General features: G+C 65.4%; 19 protein-coding genes and 1 riboswitch. Of the genes, 9 read left to right on the top strand and 10 right to left on the bottom strand.

What is annotated here, in order from left to right:
• Positions 1-168: 168 nt before the first annotated feature.
• The 3 genes from AC13EK_RS14535 to AC13EK_RS14525 form a co-directional block, all read right to left on the bottom strand.
• Positions 169-516, bottom strand: a complete 348-nt coding sequence (locus AC13EK_RS14535) for a hypothetical protein (RefSeq protein WP_017503264.1) — start codon at positions 514-516, stop codon at positions 169-171.
• A gap of 171 nt (positions 517-687) precedes the next feature.
• Positions 688-2784, bottom strand: a complete 2097-nt coding sequence (locus AC13EK_RS14530; RefSeq protein ID WP_069336537.1) for a prolyl oligopeptidase family serine peptidase — start codon at positions 2782-2784, stop codon at positions 688-690.
• Positions 2785-2804: 20 nt separating this feature from the next.
• Complete coding sequence (locus AC13EK_RS14525; protein WP_234792150.1) at positions 2805-3089, bottom strand: hypothetical protein; 285 nt, start codon at positions 3087-3089, stop codon at positions 2805-2807.
• A gap of 108 nt (positions 3090-3197) precedes the next feature.
• A riboswitch (TPP riboswitch) is annotated at positions 3198-3307 on the top strand.
• 54 nt (positions 3308-3361) lie between these two features.
• Here AC13EK_RS14525 and thiC point away from each other — a divergent pair.
• The 6 genes from thiC (at position 3362) to AC13EK_RS14495 (ending at position 7395) form a co-directional block, all read left to right on the top strand.
• Positions 3362-5296, top strand: a complete 1935-nt coding sequence (thiC, locus tag AC13EK_RS14520) for a phosphomethylpyrimidine synthase ThiC (protein ID WP_069336535.1) — start codon at positions 3362-3364, stop codon at positions 5294-5296.
• A 12-nt stretch (positions 5297-5308) separates the two neighbouring features.
• On the top strand, positions 5309-5674 hold the full coding sequence (locus AC13EK_RS14515) for a ferredoxin (RefSeq protein ID WP_375178264.1): 366 nt from the start codon (positions 5309-5311) through the stop codon (positions 5672-5674).
• 46 nt (positions 5675-5720) lie between these two features.
• The gene (locus AC13EK_RS14510; protein ID WP_081331555.1) at positions 5721-5948 is read left to right on the top strand and encodes an AbrB/MazE/SpoVT family DNA-binding domain-containing protein; all 228 of its coding nucleotides are present in this window, start codon (positions 5721-5723) and stop codon (positions 5946-5948) included.
• A 6-nt stretch (positions 5949-5954) separates the two neighbouring features.
• Positions 5955-6371 (top strand): type II toxin-antitoxin system death-on-curing family toxin, encoded by a 417-nt coding sequence (locus AC13EK_RS14505; protein ID WP_069335498.1) that lies wholly within the window; start codon positions 5955-5957, stop codon positions 6369-6371.
• Positions 6372-6428: 57 nt separating this feature from the next.
• Positions 6429-6725, top strand: coding sequence for a LysR family transcriptional regulator (locus AC13EK_RS14500; RefSeq protein WP_081331554.1), 297 nt, complete (start codon positions 6429-6431; stop codon positions 6723-6725).
• Between the two features lie 268 nt (positions 6726-6993).
• Entirely contained in the window at positions 6994-7395 is a 402-nt protein-coding gene (locus AC13EK_RS14495) for a hypothetical protein (RefSeq protein ID WP_069335497.1), read from the top strand.
• 28 nt (positions 7396-7423) lie between these two features.
• Here AC13EK_RS14495 and AC13EK_RS14490 read toward each other — a convergent pair whose 3' ends face one another.
• Complete coding sequence (locus AC13EK_RS14490) at positions 7424-8083, bottom strand: DUF6891 domain-containing protein (RefSeq protein ID WP_069335496.1); 660 nt, start codon at positions 8081-8083, stop codon at positions 7424-7426.
• A gap of 141 nt (positions 8084-8224) precedes the next feature.
• Entirely contained in the window at positions 8225-8668 is a 444-nt protein-coding gene (locus AC13EK_RS14485; protein ID WP_017500007.1) for a hypothetical protein, read from the bottom strand.
• Between the two features lie 142 nt (positions 8669-8810).
• On the opposite strand from AC13EK_RS14485, the gene AC13EK_RS14480 reads away from it, so the two are divergent.
• Positions 8811-9353, top strand: a complete 543-nt coding sequence (locus tag AC13EK_RS14480) for an Ivy family c-type lysozyme inhibitor (protein ID WP_069335495.1) — start codon at positions 8811-8813, stop codon at positions 9351-9353.
• Between the two features lie 40 nt (positions 9354-9393).
• Here AC13EK_RS14480 and AC13EK_RS14475 read toward each other — a convergent pair whose 3' ends face one another.
• The 4 genes from AC13EK_RS14475 to AC13EK_RS14460 all read right to left on the bottom strand — a co-directional run bounded on the left by AC13EK_RS14475 (position 9394) and on the right by AC13EK_RS14460 (position 14141).
• Positions 9394-11502, bottom strand: coding sequence for a hypothetical protein (locus tag AC13EK_RS14475; protein WP_483022259.1), 2109 nt, complete (start codon positions 11500-11502; stop codon positions 9394-9396).
• A 48-nt stretch (positions 11503-11550) separates the two neighbouring features.
• Positions 11551-12531, bottom strand: coding sequence for an acyl-CoA dehydrogenase family protein (locus AC13EK_RS14470; protein WP_069335493.1), 981 nt, complete (start codon positions 12529-12531; stop codon positions 11551-11553).
• The gene (locus AC13EK_RS14465) at positions 12528-13736 is read right to left on the bottom strand and encodes an acyl-CoA dehydrogenase family protein (RefSeq protein ID WP_069335492.1); all 1209 of its coding nucleotides are present in this window, start codon (positions 13734-13736) and stop codon (positions 12528-12530) included. Before AC13EK_RS14465 ends, AC13EK_RS14470 begins: the two co-directional genes overlap by 4 nt.
• 90 nt (positions 13737-13826) lie before the next feature.
• Entirely contained in the window at positions 13827-14141 is a 315-nt protein-coding gene (locus tag AC13EK_RS14460) for a Rieske (2Fe-2S) protein (protein ID WP_069335491.1), read from the bottom strand.
• Positions 14142-14281: 140 nt separating this feature from the next.
• Here AC13EK_RS14460 and AC13EK_RS14455 point away from each other — a divergent pair, with 140 nt between their 5' ends.
• Together AC13EK_RS14455 and AC13EK_RS14450 are read left to right on the top strand one after the other, a co-directional pair.
• On the top strand, positions 14282-15427 hold the full coding sequence (locus AC13EK_RS14455) for an acyl-CoA dehydrogenase family protein (RefSeq protein WP_069335490.1): 1146 nt from the start codon (positions 14282-14284) through the stop codon (positions 15425-15427).
• Positions 15427-16341, top strand: coding sequence for an acyl-CoA dehydrogenase family protein (locus AC13EK_RS14450; protein WP_069335489.1), 915 nt, complete (start codon positions 15427-15429; stop codon positions 16339-16341). Before AC13EK_RS14455 ends, AC13EK_RS14450 begins: the two co-directional genes overlap by 1 nt.
• 70 nt (positions 16342-16411) lie before the next feature.
• Here the strand turns inward: AC13EK_RS14450 and AC13EK_RS14445 are convergent, their stop codons facing one another.
• A complete protein-coding gene (locus AC13EK_RS14445) occupies positions 16412-17332 on the bottom strand; it encodes a TIGR03619 family F420-dependent LLM class oxidoreductase (RefSeq protein ID WP_069335488.1) in 921 nt (306 codons plus the stop codon).
• Between the last annotated feature and the right edge of the window lie 4 nt (positions 17333-17336).

The raw sequence follows: 17336 nt of genomic DNA, 5'->3' as shown, positions 1-17336 counted from the left end.
AAAGTGGGATGCCGGGTCAAGCCCGCATGACGGATGTGGGTAGGGCGGCTTGCGACCAATTCTTGCCACCCCTTCTATTCATTTGGATCGTTGAAAGCCGCCGCTCATTTAGATGGCGAATTGAAGGAAAAGGGACAGATTTGGCAGGAGGGCAGCGGCAGGTTCAGGTCAGTGATCCCTGAACCAGCGAGCGACGGCTTCAATCACGCCTTCTGAATGACATCTGCCCTTTCCGGTGGTGATGTGAGGGCCTTCGACGCGTGAATATTCGGGATTAGCCAAATCAAGATCGAAGGTGAAAGATGCCCCGTCCCGAGTGATAAGATGCCCGATCACCGTGTCGTCCCCATCGGGGGTGACGCCTAAAATCATCACATCCGACCGCGCCAGTCCGAACATCTCAAGATTGCTATACAGCTTCTCTGAAGCGTTGATCCCCTCGAAGTTATCGAAGAAGATGGTGCCCGCACGCATTCGCTGGTTGAGGACGATCAGATCGGAAGCGAAATCCTTCATACCGCTAGACCTACTGCACATCGAAACGTTCGCAAATGGGCCATTGTTGGCCAATGATTTTTCACCACGCGGTGTCAGCTATTGCCAGCTATCTCTCCAAAAGCTGACAGACTGATAACCACCCATCTCGGCCATTCGGTCCGCACTGAATTTGTCCACGCGGCCTAGCCCCTATTTCCCCTCCAGCCTTTGGCTGAAATAGACCATCTGCATCGCCTGCAACCGGGCGCCCTGTTCGATATCGGCGTCGCCCGAATGGCCGCCGGCGGTGTCCTCGTAGAAGAGATAGGGCAGGCCATAGTCCTTCAGCCGCGCGGCGAACTTGCGCGCATGCTGTGGCCCGACCCGATCATCCTTGGTCGTGGTCCAGATATAGGGCGTGGGATAGGCCACCCCCTTGCGGATATTGGCATAGGGCGAAATCTTCTCGAGGAACGCCTTTTCCTCCGGCACTGACACGCTGCCATATTCATCGACCCAGGACGCACCGGCGGCGATCTGCTCGTATCGGATCATGTCGAGCAGCGGCACCTGGATCACCACCCCGTTCCAGAGTTCGGGATGCTGGTTGAACTCGACCCCCATCAACAGCCCGCCATTGGACCCGCCATAGATGCCGAACTTCTGCGGGCTGGACAGTTTGCGGGCGAAGATATCCTGCGCCACCGCCGCGAAATCATCATAGATGATCTGGCGCTTGGTCTTGAGGCCCGCCTCATGCCAGGCCGGGCCGAACTCGCCGCCGCCGCGGATATTGGCCAGCACGAAACTATTGCCCCGCTCCAGCCACAGCTTGCCGGTGATCGCGGCATAGCTGGGCGTCATCGGCACCTCGAAGCCGCCATAGGCGGTCATGATCGTCGGCGTGCTGCCGTCGGGCGTCATCCCCTTCTTGTGGACGATGAAATAGGGGATCTTGGTCCCGTCGGTGGACGTCGCCTCAAATTGTTCGACGACAAGACCCGCCGCATCGAAGCGCGCCGGCATCGCCTTCACCTGCACCGGTTTCGGGTCGGCCGCATCCATCGCCCATAATGTCGTCGGCGCCAGGAAGCCCGCGACGCTCAGATAGGCCTGGTCGCTCTTGTCGGACGCGGCGACCGTGCTGATCGTCGCATTGTCGGGCAGGTCGACCGGCTGCGCGCTCCATCCCTTTGCGCCGCGCGCATAGACCCGCACCCGCCCGCGTACATTGTCGTTGAGGCTCAGCACGACCCGGTTCTGCGTCGCCACCACCCCGTCGATCGACTGGCGCGGCGTCGGCGCGAACAAGATCTCGGGCGTCAGCACCCCGCCCTCCTGCAGGGCTTTGAGCGCCACGCTCGCCAGCGCCCCTGCCGGCACGGTCACGCCGCCGCTTTCCCACGCCTCGCTGGTCTGGATCAGCACCTGCCCGTCGACCATGCCCTGCAGCTGGCTCTTGGCCGGCAGCGCCAGCCGCTTCGTCCCCTGCGCCGTCAACAGCCAGGTCTCGTTGCCGAAGAAGGTGACGCCGCGAAACAGGAAGGCGGCCCTGTTGCCCTGCCCATCGCTCAGCAGGATCGGCATCGACATGAGCTGGTCGCTCGCCGCGCCGCGAAACACTTCCTGTGCCTCGTCCAGTTTCTGCCCGCGCTTCAGCGTCTTGATGATGAAGGGATAGCCCGACTTGGTCAGGCTTTCCGCCCCCCAGTCGCGCGACAGGAGGAGCGTATCCTTGTCCAGCCACACCGCATCCTGCTTGGCATTGGGAATGTCGAACCCACCCGGCACGAACTGGCCGTCGACCAGGTCGAACTCGCGCAGCCGCACCGCATCCTCGCCACCATCCGATAGCGCCAGCAGCGCGATCCGCTCCTCGGGGTCGAGGATGGTCGCGCCCTTCCACACCCATTTCTTGCCCTCGGCCCTGGACAGCGCATCCAGGTCCAGCACGGTCGTCCATCTCGGCGACGCCGACGCATAATCAGCCTCGGACGTATAGCGCCACACGCCCTGCGGATGGTCGGCATCGCGCCAGAAATTATAGATGCGGCCATGGATCAGCATCGGCATCGCGATCCGGTCCTTGGCCGACGCGATCGCCAGCGCGTCCCTGTAATAGCCGGCATAGCGCGGATCGCCCTGCAGCGTGGCGACGGTCGCCTTGTTCTCCGCCTCCACCCACTGCATTGCGCGCGGCCCGGTCCAGTCCTCCAGCCAGACGAACGGATCGTCCGCCGGAGCAGGGGCGGGCGCGCCAGCGCCGGTCAGCAAGGCAGCAGAAACCATCGTCAAAAACCTCTTCATTGCGCCCCCCTTTGTTGTCCTCAATCCCGCGCGAACTGTCCCTTCAGATAGCGCCGCCGCAGCACCGCGCCCGCCACCAGCAGCGGCAGCGACGCGGCGCAGGCGACCAGCCCCAGCAGCATCGGCGACCAGCCCATCACGCTATGAACGCCAAAGGCCGACGGCAGGATCAGCAGCAGCGCACCCAGCGTCAGCAGCCACAGCCCCCAGCGCCGCGGCCGCACCGCCACCATCCGCATCTCGTGCCGCAACGCTTTGCGCCGGGCCTTCTCGGAATCGGGATGGGGTGGGGCGCTGTTCTGCACGATCGGCCTCTTGCTGGATCTCCTTCCAATTATGGTCTCCATCGCCCCGGCGCAAGGCGATCGGCTCGCGAAGGGCTTCCCCTGCCGCCGCGCTTGCGCTATCCAATGCCCATATCCCCGGGGGACCGTCCGCAGACGGTTGAGAGGCGGCTTTGTGGCCGCGACCCGCTGAACCTGATCCAGTTGACACTGGCGTAGGGAGGGAAGCGCGTCGTGCCACTCGTCCCGTGACACCGCCCGCACTCTCTTTCCGCCTGAAGGAGAGAGAAGTTATGGCAGACGTCCCCGCCCGCACAGAAATGCGCGTCACCACCGGGCCCATTCGCGGCTCGAAGAAGATCCATGTCGGTCCGCGCAAGGTCGCCATGCGCGAAATTCATCTGGAGCCGGGCAGCGGCGAGCCGCCGGTCCGCGTCTATGACACGTCCGGTCCCTATACCGACCCCGACGCCCGCATCGACATCATGGCCGGCCTCCAGCAGCTTCGCCAAGACTGGATCCGCGATCGTGGCGATGTCGAGGAATATGATGCGCGCGAGATCAAGCCGGAGGATAATGGCCTCAAAGGCCCCGATCGGAGCGCCACCGGCACAGTCTCGACTGTGACGGAATCCAGAAATGGACGCGTCCAGCCCTTCCCCAATGTCGTGAAGCGCCCGTTGCGCGCCAAGCTCGGCGCCAACGTCTCCCAGATGCACTATGCCCGCCGCGGCATCATCACCCCGGAAATGGAATATGTCGCGGAGCGCGAAAATCTGGGCCGTGCCCGCCTCGCCGAATATGTCCGCGACGGCGAAAGCTGGGGGGCGTCGATCCCCGACTATGTGACGCCGGAATTCGTGCGCGATGAAGTCGCCCGCGGCCGCGCGATCATCCCGTCGAACATCAACCACCCGGAATCCGAGCCGATGGCGATCGGCCGCAATTTCCTGGTGAAGATCAACGCCAATATCGGCAACTCGGCGGTCGCCTCCGACGTCGCGTCCGAAGTCGACAAGCTGGTCTGGTCGATCCGCTGGGGTGCCGACACGGTGATGGACCTCTCCACCGGCCGCAACATCCACGACACCCGCGAATGGATCATCCGCAACTCGCCCGTGCCGATCGGCACCGTCCCCATCTATCAGGCGCTCGAAAAGGTCGGCGGCATCGCCGAAGACCTGACCTGGGATATCTTCCGCGATACCCTGATCGAACAGGCCGAACAGGGCGTCGACTATTTCACCATCCATGCCGGCGTCCGCCTCGCCTACATCCCGATGGCGGCGAAGCGCGTCACTGGCATCGTCTCGCGCGGCGGATCGATCATGGCGAAATGGTGCCTGGCGCACCACAAGGAGAGCTTCCTCTACGATCATTTCGACGAGATCACGGAGATCATGAAGGCCTATGACATCGCCTATTCGCTGGGCGATGGCCTGCGCCCCGGTTCGATTGCCGACGCCAATGACGAAGCACAATTCTCCGAACTCTACACGCTGGGCGAACTGACTCACCGCGCCTGGAAACAGGATGTGCAGGTGATGATCGAAGGGCCGGGGCATGTGCCCATGCACAAGATCAAGGAGAATATGGAAAAGCAGCTCCAGGTCTGCGGCGAAGCGCCCTTCTATACGCTGGGGCCGCTCACCACCGACATTGCGCCGGGCTATGACCATATCACTTCAGGGATCGGCGCCGCCCAGATCGGCTGGTATGGCACGGCGATGCTCTGCTACGTCACGCCTAAGGAGCATCTGGGCCTGCCCGACCGCGACGATGTGAAGGTCGGCGTCGTCACCTACAAGCTCGCCGCCCACGCCGCCGACCTTGCTAAGGGTCACCCGGCCGCCAAGGTCCGCGACGACGCGCTCAGCCGCGCGCGTTTCGAGTTCCGCTGGCGCGACCAGTTCAACCTGAGCCTCGATCCCGACACGGCCGAACAATATCATGACCAGACCCTGCCGGCCGAAGGCGCCAAGAGCGCCCATTTCTGCTCGATGTGCGGCCCTAAATTCTGCTCGATGAAGATCACCCAGGAAGTGCGCGACTTCGCCGCCAGGAAGAACCAGCCCGCCGACGGTTTCCTAGAAGCCGGTCTCACCGGCGCGGAAGTCGCCGAAGCCAGCAAGGCCGCCGCGTTGAAAGGCATGGAAGAGATGAGCAAACTCTTCAAGGAAACCGGCAGCGAACTCTATATGGGCGCCGGTGGCAGGGAGCATGATTGAGGTCGAAGAGTGATGATTGGGGTGTGGCTGGGTAAGTTTCTGCGGCGATTTATCCGCCCCACCCCTGCGGTGGAGGCTTATTCGCCCCGACCACCCCACCCCGCAAATGTGCCGGGAACTTTTTATGTTGAAGACGGGTGCTGCATTGCCTGCGGCGTATGGGAGGATGTGGCGCCTGACCTACTGGCATGGCTGCCTGGCGATGACTATTCGCATTGCTACGTCGCGCGCCAGCCGGAAACGGAAGCAGAATTGTCCCGGATGATGGACGCGATGCATGTTGGTGAAGTCGATTGTATTCGTGCCCGTAATTGTCGCCCGGATTGGGCTGAAAGGCTCCGCCAGGCGGGGTTGGGACAGCTGATAGATCGGGACTGAGCAATCGCATTTTGCCGCGCGCGCGGCTTCATGTTACAACGCTCGTATGAACATGCCCCTCAAAATCACGAAGATCGGCAACAGCGCTGGGGTTATTCTGCCCAAGGAGTTGCTGGCGCAGTTGCGTGTCGGTCCTGGCGATACCCTGTACGTCACCGAGGCGCCCGATGGCATTCGCATCACCGCTGCCAATCCCGATTTCGAGGCGAAGATGGCGCTGGCCGAACAGATCATGCGCGAGGATCGCGATATTTTGCGCGTGCTGGCGAAATAAGGGCGCATGGTTGCACCCGATCCCGATCCGGATGCCACGCGCCCGGAGCCGGTTTGGATCGAAAAGTCCGTCGCACTCGCCATCCATGATCGCCAACTGGCCGAGCATAGCGGCGGGACAGGCATTCGTGATGACGCCATGCTGGAATCCGCGCTGGCACGGCCGATCAACCAATGGACCTATGGCGAGGATGATCGATGCGCTCTCGCGGCGGCCTATGCGTTCGGCGTGGTGCGCAATCATCCCTTTGTCGACGGCAACAAGCGCACGGGCTGGGTGTTGGCCCGTCTGTTCCTCATGCTGAACGCCGTGGCCGTGCGCTTCGACGCGGCCGATGCGATCCGCGCCATGCTGGATTTCGCCGCCGGCACCCTGTCGGAGGAAGAGCTGGCCGACTGGTTTCGCCACCATCTCGCCCCCTGACACCCCGGCGCCAATATCCCCTGTCCTACACGGCGATCCTCTGATCTACCTTGGGGAATGACACAGCACATCCCCGCTCGCCCGCCCGCGCAGCCCGCGCTGGCCATCTTCACCCCCGCCCGCTGGATCCCGGCCCGGCAGCGGACCTTCCTGACCGCCCTCTACCAGAGCGGCAGCGTGGCCCAGGCCGCGCGCATGGTCGGCATGTCGCCCTCCAGCGCGCATCGCCTGCGCCGCCGCCTCGCCGGCACCGCTTTCGACCGGGACTGGAGCAACGCGCTGACGCTGCATGCCCAGGCGATGGCCGACCCGATCGCCACCCAGCTTCGCCCACAGGCCGCGACGCGGCGCTGAGGCATATCGGTGCAGAACAGGTGCAAAGCTGTCGCGTCACCGGGGCGTCATGGGCGCATTATGCGTCGCCGCGGTGACGCGTTCTGATGCAGAACAGGCGCGTGGGTGACGCGCGGCCGGTGCAAAACGGGCGCAAATGCCCCGGAAAGGTCGATAACGCTGTGAACTTCGGGTGTGACCCTGCGCCCTTCGTCCGTGCGGGCTTGCAGGATCGCCGAAAATATGAGAACAAATAACGAACATGATTCGTCCTCAGAGGAGGAAGTCCATGGTTCATCGTCTCGCTTCGTTATTGCCGCTGCTGCTCGCCGCGATCATCGTCGGCGCGCCCGATCCGGCAGCGGCCAAGCCCGATTTTTCTCATGTCACCTTGCGCGAACAGGCGGAGGCGCTTGTGGCGACCGGGGCGCTGGTGCGCATCTATCTCTTCCCGATCCGTCTGGGCGGGCCGAGGCGCAAGGCGAATATCAGCTATGTCCCACCCGAAGCGGGCGCCGCGCTCGACCAGATTAGCGGCACGCTACAGCGTTTCACCCGTGAGGGGCTGGTCGATCAGTTGAGGATCATACCCGAATATCGCGGCACCAGTTTCGTGCCGACGCGCATCAACATGCATGCCACCCATAGCGGGCGGGAGGGCGGCTTCCACCCGAGCATCGCGATATGGTGACGGTCGGCGCGCAGCAGGCGCCGCCGGTTCAGGCTTCCAGCATGCGCAGGGTGCGACGCTTCTTCCAGTCGAGCACCACCTGGATGCGCATGCTCCAGCTGCCGTCCCAGTCGACCGCCAGATCATGCGCGTCGAGCTGGGCGGCGATCCGCCGGCCGATGTCGAGCGCCGCCGCCTCGCCCGCTGCGCAGGCACCGTAATTGAGGTAGAGCGCCTCGCCCTCCACCGCGGCCTCGGTGTCCTGCATGTGGAAAAAGGCATAGCCCTCGGCCGGACGCCCTTCGCCGATCGCTTCCTCGATCTCGTCCCAGATCTCGATCGCGCCGCAACTGCCGCAGCAGGTGAAATTCTGCCGGGCGATCACGCCCTCGGCCTCCAACGCGGCAAAGGCGGCGTCCAGCCGGTCGCAATCGGTCATGTCGGGCCAGGCCTTTTCGGCGGCATTATGCTCGGCCAGCGCCTGACGCAGCGCGGCCGATGCCTCGCGGCGCAGGGTCGGGCCGGGCAGTTCCTCGACGAATGTGTCGTGGGCGGCGGTCAGGATCGCGTCATCGTCATGAAATCCCCCGGCGACGTCACGCCATACCTGGTCGCGCAGCGCCGCGAGCGGATCATAGGGGGGAAGGGCTGGTTCTTGCTCGGGAGCGTTGGTCTTGCCGAAGATTCGTTTCCACAATGCGCCGAACATGCGTTTGCCTGCCTCCCGCGATGCACTTTACTCCGCCCAACATGGCGTGGCTTCGGGCAAAGGAAAAGGGGGCATTTGACCCATGAATCGCGACAGCTTCACGGTCCGCCGCAGCGATGCCCCCAAATGGCCTGCCGATCCTTATGGCGCGGGTTCCAGCACCACGTCCCAATGATCTTCCGTCACCGCCATGCGCTTGGCCTCCTCGGCATCGAATGCCGCCTTATCGGGGAACATCCGTGCCTTGGCCGCCGCCATCGCCGCCTTGTATGCTTCGCCCGCGCCCACGCCGTCGGCGCCATGCTTGTAGACGATGGTGGTGCGCACGTCCCACCGCGTGCTGCCGCCCATATGGGTGAAGGGCATCTCGACCGTGACTTCGCTGATATAGCCCTGCCGCATCATCTCGCGCAGCAACGCTTCATGCTGCTTGTGATAGGTGGTCAGGAACTGGCCCATCCCGCCCCATTTGACGCGGTAGTAATTTTCCACCTTCAACGGGCCGTCGGCGGGTGCCGCGGTCTGGGCGGTGGCGGGCGCGGCGGCCAGGCTGGCGAGCAGGATCAGGGCAGGGGGGAAACGCATCGGGCAGGGGCCTTTCGCAATCGATCATCTGCCCCTACAGACGGATCAGCCGCCAATTTCCGCGCCCGTGGCGCAATCGCGCTTGCTCGCTGCCGCGTCCCGCCCCACCATGGGGGCATTCTCCTCCCGCAAAGGACCGCCGATGACCCGCCACCGCCTCTGGACCGTCCTGACCCTGCCCGTCCTCCTGTCTGTCGCGCTGGCCGCCTGCAGCGGCGAGAAGAGCAGCCCGGCGGAAAATGCCGCCGACAACGCGGTCAACGCGGTTGAAAATGCCATGGCCAACGCCGCCAACGTGACCAATGCCGCCGCGCCCAGCGCAGACGCCTTCAGCCAGTATGTCGGCAAATATCCCTTCGACAAGGTCGGCGCCCATAGCTGGAATGACGATCCCGCCGTGGTCGCGGCGGTGAAGGCGGCGGTCGCGGACAAGGCGGTGCGCAAATGGGTGCTGGAGGATGGCGGCCCGTCCTCGCCGATCGCGACCGTTGACGGCAAGGTCGCCGCCTGGTCGTGCGAAACTCATAATTGCGGCCCGCACCAATGGCTGACCCTGATCGATCCGGCCAGCGGCACGGCCGAGGTCTGCTATTATGACGAGGCCGTCGATGCCCAGTCGACCCGCTGGTTCAAGGCCGGCCAGGAAGAAAAACGTCCGGGCCAATGCCCTGACGTGTCGAACTGACGGGACAGGGGCGCCACATGATGCGGCGCCGCCTCTGCCGCTATTGGATGACGACCCGCACCCGACCCAGATTCTGAATGCGGGCATAGGGTGTGGCGGCGTTGCCCTTGCGCTCCGACGCGATGCGCAGCGCGGGGAAATAGGTGCCGGGCGCGGTGAAGCTGTGGCGTGTGGTCAGGGTCAGGCTGTTGCCCGAACCGCCGGGCAGCTTCGCCTTTTCGGCAAAGGCGCCGCTGCCGTCGAAATCCCATTCCGCCGACACGATCCGGCCGGTGCCCGGCGGCACACTGATGGTCGCGCGGAAGGTCACGGCCGTGCCCGGCTTCACCACCGCCTTGGCCGCGCCATTGGCGGTGACGCTGGCGACCGGCTGGATCCCGCCGCGCACCGCCGCATCGGCCGGCACGATCACCTGGCCATTATCGATGCGATAGGCAGTGTTGGCGGGCGGGGCGACGCCCTTTTCCACCCAGGCGGACAGGTCGCGCAGCGCCTGTTCCAGCATGCCCAGATAGCTGACCGTGCGGGTCGGGTCTTCCTGATGGCTGCTGTCGCCGTGCAGCGCATGATCGGTGAACCAGATGCGGAAATTCTGGTCGGCGCCCGCGCCCTGCGCAGCGATCACCCGCTGGCGATACCAGTCGCCCTGCCAAGGCATGGCTTCGCGATCCCACAGATTTTCGACCAGGATCATCTTGCCCCGGAACTGCCCGGTCATCGGTGGCTGGCCCATCGGCTTGCCGGTGGTCGCCGCAGTGAAAAGCGGGCCGAGCAAGAAGGGTCGCTGGGGATAGAGCGGCTTGCCATCGGCCCCGCGAAACTGATCCCAGACCGGATAGCCGGCATCGGCCGGCGGCACCTGATGCCAGTGATAGGTTTCGGCGGCGAGGAAATTGCTGTTGTCGACCCGCACCTTGTCGCCGGCCTTCAACAGGTCGACGGTGGCGTCATCGACCACGCCCAGGATCACGACATCGCCGGCGATCCGGTTGATCGTCAGCCGCTTGCCCTGCGCCGCGCCCGTCCCGACGATCAGGTCGCCGCCGACGAAATAGGTGGCGGGCGGCGGGCTCGACAGGCGGAAGGCGACGATGCGCTGCGCCGCCCGGCCCTGCAGCGCGGCAAAGGCATTGTCGACATTGGCCGCGCCATCGGTGATGCGGGTGTCGAGCTTCAGGTCCGCCGCCTGCGCCGCGCTGATCGGCGCGGCGATGGTCGCGTCATGCTGCAGCCGATAGCCCTCGAAACTCTTGGGATCATCATGGCCGAGATAGCCCGGCTTGGTCCAGAAATCGGTGAAATAGCCGGCATCGGCCATCACCATCCCGCCATAAAGGGCGGCAAAGCCATGGATGCCCATCGTCTTCCAGCCGAACCAGCTGGGCGTCGGGAACCCCATCGCCGTCACCTCGCGCAGCACTGATGCCTGTTGTGGCGTCAGCCCGGCATAGGGATCGCCGCTGCCGCCCGGCTCGACCGCGTCCAATATCTGCGGGAATTTGTCGTTGAGCACCCGCATCGCCCGCATCCGCACGGAGAACATGTTGGGCGGCGCCATCGGCGATCCCAGCACATAGGGGACGACGCCGTCCCACACGCCGGTCGTATTCTCGATCGAGCCGACTGTGCGGAAGCCGCCGCCGCTGCCGCCAAAGGCATAGCCATAAGGGCGCTTGCCGCCGTACATCTGCTGCGCGACGACGCGCGAATAGCGGGCCGATGCCGCATTGGCGCGATAGGCGGCGATGGTGAAATCATTGGGCTTGCCCGGCATGCCCACCTGGTCGCGGCCGCCGCCATTGGTCTCGACATAATAGCCGCCCGACGCGATCGAGAAGCCGATATAATTTTCCTCGCCATCGGTCAGCTTCTGCGCCAGATTCTCGTCATCCGGGACCGGCGTGATATGCTGGAAGAAGCGGCCCTGATAGTGCGCCTTGTCGGGGAAATAGAAGGAGAAGCGGGTCTCCGTCCCCTTGAACCCGCCATGGACATAGCGGTGCCGCACCGGCGCATCGCGCCATTCGTCGATATCGATATAGGGCTGGGTGAAGAGCGGGTCTTCGACGGCGCTTGCAGGTCCGGCAGGTGCGCTGCCCTGCTGCGCCCCCGCCATGCCGGCCATCAGTAGCGCTGACAGGGCTGTCATGCCCATTGCAATCGATCGACGCATCGCTTCCTCTCCCTTTTTGCCGGTTCAGGCTGCTGCCTCCAGCGCCGCCCTGCCCGTTTGTTCGTCCCAATGATCCGCGTCGCCGCCGAGCGCGCCATTCAGCATCGCGCGCTTCAGGAACAGGTGACAGGGATGCTCCATGGTGAGGCCAATGCCGCCATGGAGCTGGATCGCCTCTTCCGCGACCAGCCGATAAACGGTGCAGGCCAGCGCCTTGAGCGCGCCCAGGGCGATGATATCGACGTCAGCCTGCTGCGCCCGGCTCCAGAACAGGGCATCGGCGGCGGTCAGTTGCGTGCGCATGTCGGCTACGCGATGCTTGAGCGCCTGGAACAGCGCCAGCGGCCGATCGAACTGCTGCCGCGTTTCGAGATAGGCGACGGTCATGGCCAGCGCCGCCTCCGCGCCGCCCAGGCTGTCGCCCGCCAGGCAGAAGAGGCGCAGCGCCTCGATCCGATCGGCCAGCACGCGGGCGGCCTCACCCTGCGCCAGCGTGAGGCCGGGGCCTTCAAGGACGACATCGGACAGGCGACGGCTCTTGTCCCATCCGGCGCGATAGGTGACGGAAACCTGCTCGGCCGGCACCAGCGCCACCCGGTCCGCCGTGACATGCAAAACATGGCTGGCCGTATCAGCATCCGGTACGCAGGTCAGCCGGTCGGCGCCGTCCAGCCCCCCCGTCAGCGACGCGGTCATCACCTCGCCGGCCATGGCGTCCGCGATCAGCGCGTCGCGCTCCGGCAGATCATCGGCCGCCGCCAGCGCCTCGATCGTCAGCATCTGCGCCAGCACGGGGCCGGGCACCAGTGCCTTGCCCACGCCCTGATGGATGACGCCCGCCGCCTCGCGGCCCAGGCCCAGGCCGCCCAGTTCCTCCGGCACGCCCATCATCAGCCAGCCCATCTCGGCGATCAGCGCCCAGCTCTGCGCCGCATCCGGGGCCAGTTCGCTCTGGCCGAAGGCCTTGTCGGCCGCATCCTGCACTTCCGCGCGGGTCATGGTCATGCCGCGCCCTCCTTCAGCGTCCAGCTTTTGGGTTCGCGCGGCATGCCCACCAGCCGTTCCGCGATGATGTTGCGTTGCACCTCGTCACTGCCGCCGGCGATGGTCCAGGCATAGCTGTTCATGAAATCCGCCATCCAGTTGCCGGTCTCCATGCCGCCGCCAAAGGTGATCGGGCTGTGATATTGCGCGTCGATGCCGCCCAGCCGAATCCCGAGCGATGTGAAGTCCCGCAGCGTGCGGGAGTAGGACAGCTTGACGATCGACGCGTCGCCGACCCGTTCGATCCCGGCGATGCGGTTGGCGAGGAACTGGTCGGCGACGGCGCAGGTCGCATCCACCTTGGCGCTCAACCGGCCAAAGTCCCGCACTATGCCCTGATCGTCCTGCCGGCCCTGCGCCCGGATCAGCTCGCCTAGCCGCCACAAGGCGCCACGCAACCGGGCGCTGAGTTCCAGCAGGGTCAGGCCGCGTTCGGAGGAAAGGGTGGATTGCGCCACGGCCCAGCCCTGCCCCTCTTCGCCCAACCGGTCGCTGACGGGAATCTCGACATTGTCGAGGAACAGCTCGGCAAATTCCTCGTCACCATGAATCTGGTGGATCGGCCGCGCGATGACGCCCGGCGCCTTGAGGTCGAGCAGCAGATAGGTGAGCCCCGCCTGTTTCGGCCCGTCATTGCTGGTGCGCACCAGCAACAGGCATTTGTCGGCAAACTGGCCCATGGTCGACCAGAGCTTCTGCCCGTTGACGACATAATGGTCGCCGACCCGCTCGGCGCGGGTGCGGACATTGGCAAGGTCGGACCCGGCATTGGGCTCGGAAAAGCCCTGGCACCAGATTTCGCCGGCCAGGATGCGCGGGATCAGCAGCGCCTGCTGCGCCTCGCTCGCCCATTCGAACAGGGTGCAGGCAGCATGATAGGTCGACATGAAGGACAGCAGCAGCCGCGGCGTATCGGCGCGGGCCAGTTCCTCATAGAGAATCTTCTGTTCGGCAAGCGAGCGGCCGCCGCCCGGCCATTGGGCCGGCCAGTGCGGCACGGCATAGCCGCCCTGGACCAGTTTGGCGAACCAGTCGCGCTGGATCTGCAGGAAGGCGGCCTCGCTGCTGCTGCGGTCGCGCCAGCCCTGCGGCGCATTGTCGGCCAGCCACTGGCGCACTTCCTGCCGCAGCCCGTCGAGCGCGTCGGTCAAAGCCTGCCCCTCCATCCCGTTCCGGTTCCTCTCATGCCCGACGCTAGGCCCAATTGCGCCGCCCCCCGCAAGATGGCGGCCGGCGATATCCCCAAGGCGATGGCGCTAGATCGCCACCTCGATCATCCCGTCGACAATGCGGACGGGATAGGTGGCGATCGGTTCGCTCGCCGGGCCGGTCAGCGGCGCGCCGGTCTCCAGGTCGAAACGGGCACCATGGGCCGGGCAGGCAATCCAGCCGAGACGAATGCGACCGCAGGCGAGCGGTTCGTCGGCATGGGAACAGAGCGCGGCGATGGCATGAATCTGCCCGTCGCTGTTGCACAGCAGGATGGTCCGTCCGTCGATGGTCACGCTTTTGGTCTTGCCCAGCGGCACCTCATCCAGGGAGGCTGCCATTTTGAAATCGCGCTCGCTCATGCCCGAAAGCTGCCCAAGCCGGTGGAGCGCGGCAAGGGCCGGCCCACGCCCATCACCGGGGCGTTCTCTTGCCCGCCGCCCTGTCGCGCCGCGCCGCTCTTAAGTATCGCATCCCTGTTCGGCAGGGGATGCGTGGACCGATGGATTTTGACTGGACGCAGGATGAAGAGGCTTTTCGCCAGCGGTTGCGCGATTTTCTTGCCGCGACGCTGCCGCAGGATTGGGAACGTTTCTCGCAACATGGCCCGGCCTCCCCGGCACTGACCGACTATGCCCGCACTTTCTGCGGGCGCCTGGCCGACGAAGGCCTGCTGACCCCGCATTGGGCCAGGGAGATTGGCGGCCAAGGGCTCGATCCCTGGCACCAGACCATATTGGCCGAGGAAATGTGGATCGCGGGCGAACCGCGCGGCGGCCAATATATGAACGTCAACTGGGTCGGGCCGACATTGATCCGCTACGGCTCGGAGGCGCAGAAAGCCCAGTATTTGCCCGCCATCACCGGCGGCCGCGCGCTCTGGTGCCAGGGCTTTTCCGAACCCGGCTCCGGTTCCGACCTCGCCTCGCTGCGCACCCGCGCGACCCGCGACGGCGATGTCTATCGCGTGTCGGGGCAGAAAATCTGGACCAGCTATGCGGGGCTTGCCGACTCCTGTTTCCTGGTCTGCCGCACCAGTGATGATCGCAAGAAGGGCATTTCCATCCTGCTGGTGCCGATGGACACGCCCGGCATCACCGTGCGGCAAATCCCCTCGCTGATCGGCGAGGGCGACATTCACGAGGTCTTCTTCGACGATGTCGTCGTGCCGGTGGAGGCGCGGCTGGGCGAGGAAGGCCAGGCCTGGGAGATTATCGGCTATTCGCTGACCAATGAGCGGCTCGGCATTCCCCGCTATGCCCTCGCCCGCGCCGCGCTCGACCGGGCGGTGGTGCTGCTCCAGGCACAAGGCGAATTTGCCGGCGAGGCAGTGCGGATCGAGGCGGCCCATGCCGCCGCCCTGTGCGAAGCGGCGCGGATGGCCAGCTATGCGATCGTCGACCGGCGCTGCCGGGGCGAGGCGATCGGCGCCGAATCCAGCTCCGCCCGCTTCGCCACGGTGATGGCCGAACGGCGGGTATGCGAATTCATCGTCGAATATCTGCCGCAGGCACTGGCCGACGCCCACCCCTATCTCAAGATGCATCATCAGCGCGGAATCGTCGCGGGCATCGCCGCCGGCGCGGCGGAGATCCAGCTCAACATCATCGCCAGCGATGTGCTCAAACTGCCACGGGAGCCGCGCTGATGGACCTGTCCCTGACCGACGACCAGATCGCGATTCTCGACGCGATCGACACGCTGACCCGCCCCTATGCCGGCGCGACGCTGCATGAGGCGGGCTTTGCCCTCAGCAGCGAGGCGCTGGACCGCGACCTCGCCGAAGGCGGCTTCCTAGACATCGGCTTCGATCCCGATCTGGGCGCGATCAGCGCCGCGCTGGTGGTCGAACGGCTGGCGCGCCTGCCGCAGGCGGTGGAGGCCGCGGCCAGCGCCCTCATCCGCCCGCTGCTGGGCGACGCGGCACCGCGCCCGCTCTGCCTGGTGGAGGAAGGCAAGACCCATCGCCCGGTCCGCTTCCTTGCCCCCGGTGCGACGGTGCTGCTGGTCGGGTCCGATCGCGTGCGCAGCTTCGTCGCGGCGCCTGAGCATATCCGGGCCGAACCCGAAGCCCTTTATGCCTATCCGATGGGCAGCCTGATCGCCCAGCCCGACGATCTTACCGATCACGCCGTGTCGGCCGACGATGTCCGCACCCGCTGGCGCGTGGCGCTGGCGGCGGAGGCGGCGGGCCTGCTCGCCGCCGCGCTCGACAGCACGGCGACCTATGTCACTGATCGCCAGCAGTTCGGCCGCCCGCTCGCCACCTTCCAGGCGCTGCGCCATCGCCTGGCCGAGGCGCAGGTGCGCGCCAATGGCCTCTATTGGCTGGCGATGAAGGCTGCCGGCACGCTCGATGCCGGCGACGCAGCGCTGGCGGCACTGCACGCGCAGGAATCGGCGCGCAGCTGCGTCTATGATTTCCACCAGTTCCTCGGCGCCATGGGCATGACGCTGGAGCATCCGCTGCACCTGTGGACCTATCGGCTGAAGGTGCTGATCGGCGACCTGGGCGGGCGCGGCGGCCAGGCGCTGGCGGCGGCCGATGCCCTCTGGGGTTAGAATCCTTGAGAGAACCTGATTCACGCCATCGGTGAAAGCACGGTGCGCTTTCACCTCAGACGATCAGGCTCTAGCCCAGCTTGGGCTTGATCTCCTCGATCACCCAGCGGGCATAATCCTCATATTCGCTGATGCTGCGCACCGCCGGGATCGGCACCGAACTCATGGTGACGCCCAGCGTCCCGAACCAGCCGAGCCGGTCGATGATCTCGGGTGCGGTCATGCCCGGCCGGGCGCGCGGATCGTCGACCACGGCATGACCCTCGCCGACCCGGCTGGTGGCAAAGCCGTACATCACGTCGAACGGACGGCCGTCATAGCCCGGCTGAGACTTGATGAAGTCGATCTTGGCCGGGATATCCTCGGGTTTCGTCAGATAAGGCCACCAGCCGCTGGCATGGCGCGCGGCGCGCCTGAGCACGGCGTCGGCCTCGCCGCCCATCCAGATCGGCAGATGCGGTTGCTGCACCGGGCGCGGGGCAAAGGCGACATCGCGGAAGGACACGAACTCGCCCTCGAACTGCGGATCATCGCTGGTCCACAGCTCGACGATCGCAGCCAGATATTCGTCGCACATTCGCCCGCGCTGGTGGAAGGGGACGCCGAGCAAGTCGAACTCCTGCTCCAGCCAGCCCGCGCCAAAGGTCACCATCGCCCGGCCGCCCGACAGCCAGTCGATCGTCGACAGCGCCTTGGCGGTGATCGCGGGATGCTGCAGCGGCAGGATCGCGATCGAACTGTTGATGCGGATGCGGCTGGTGGCGCCGGCATAATAGCCCATCGCCGCATAGGCATGGAAATGATGCGGCCCCGACAGGTCGACATGGGCGCGCGGGATCAGGAAATGTTCCGGCACGCTGATCATGTCGTAACCCAGGTCATCGGCCAGCCTGGCCAGCCGCGTCTGGTCCGCTCCGCTGACGGACAATTCCCAGGGCTGCATCGTCGCCTTCAGCTCGATCAGCCGCGGCATGCCGAAGGCGAATTTCATGACC

This window comes from Sphingobium sp. L-44, assembly GCF_056859495.1.
This window is presented reverse-complemented; position numbering and strand designations above follow the sequence as displayed.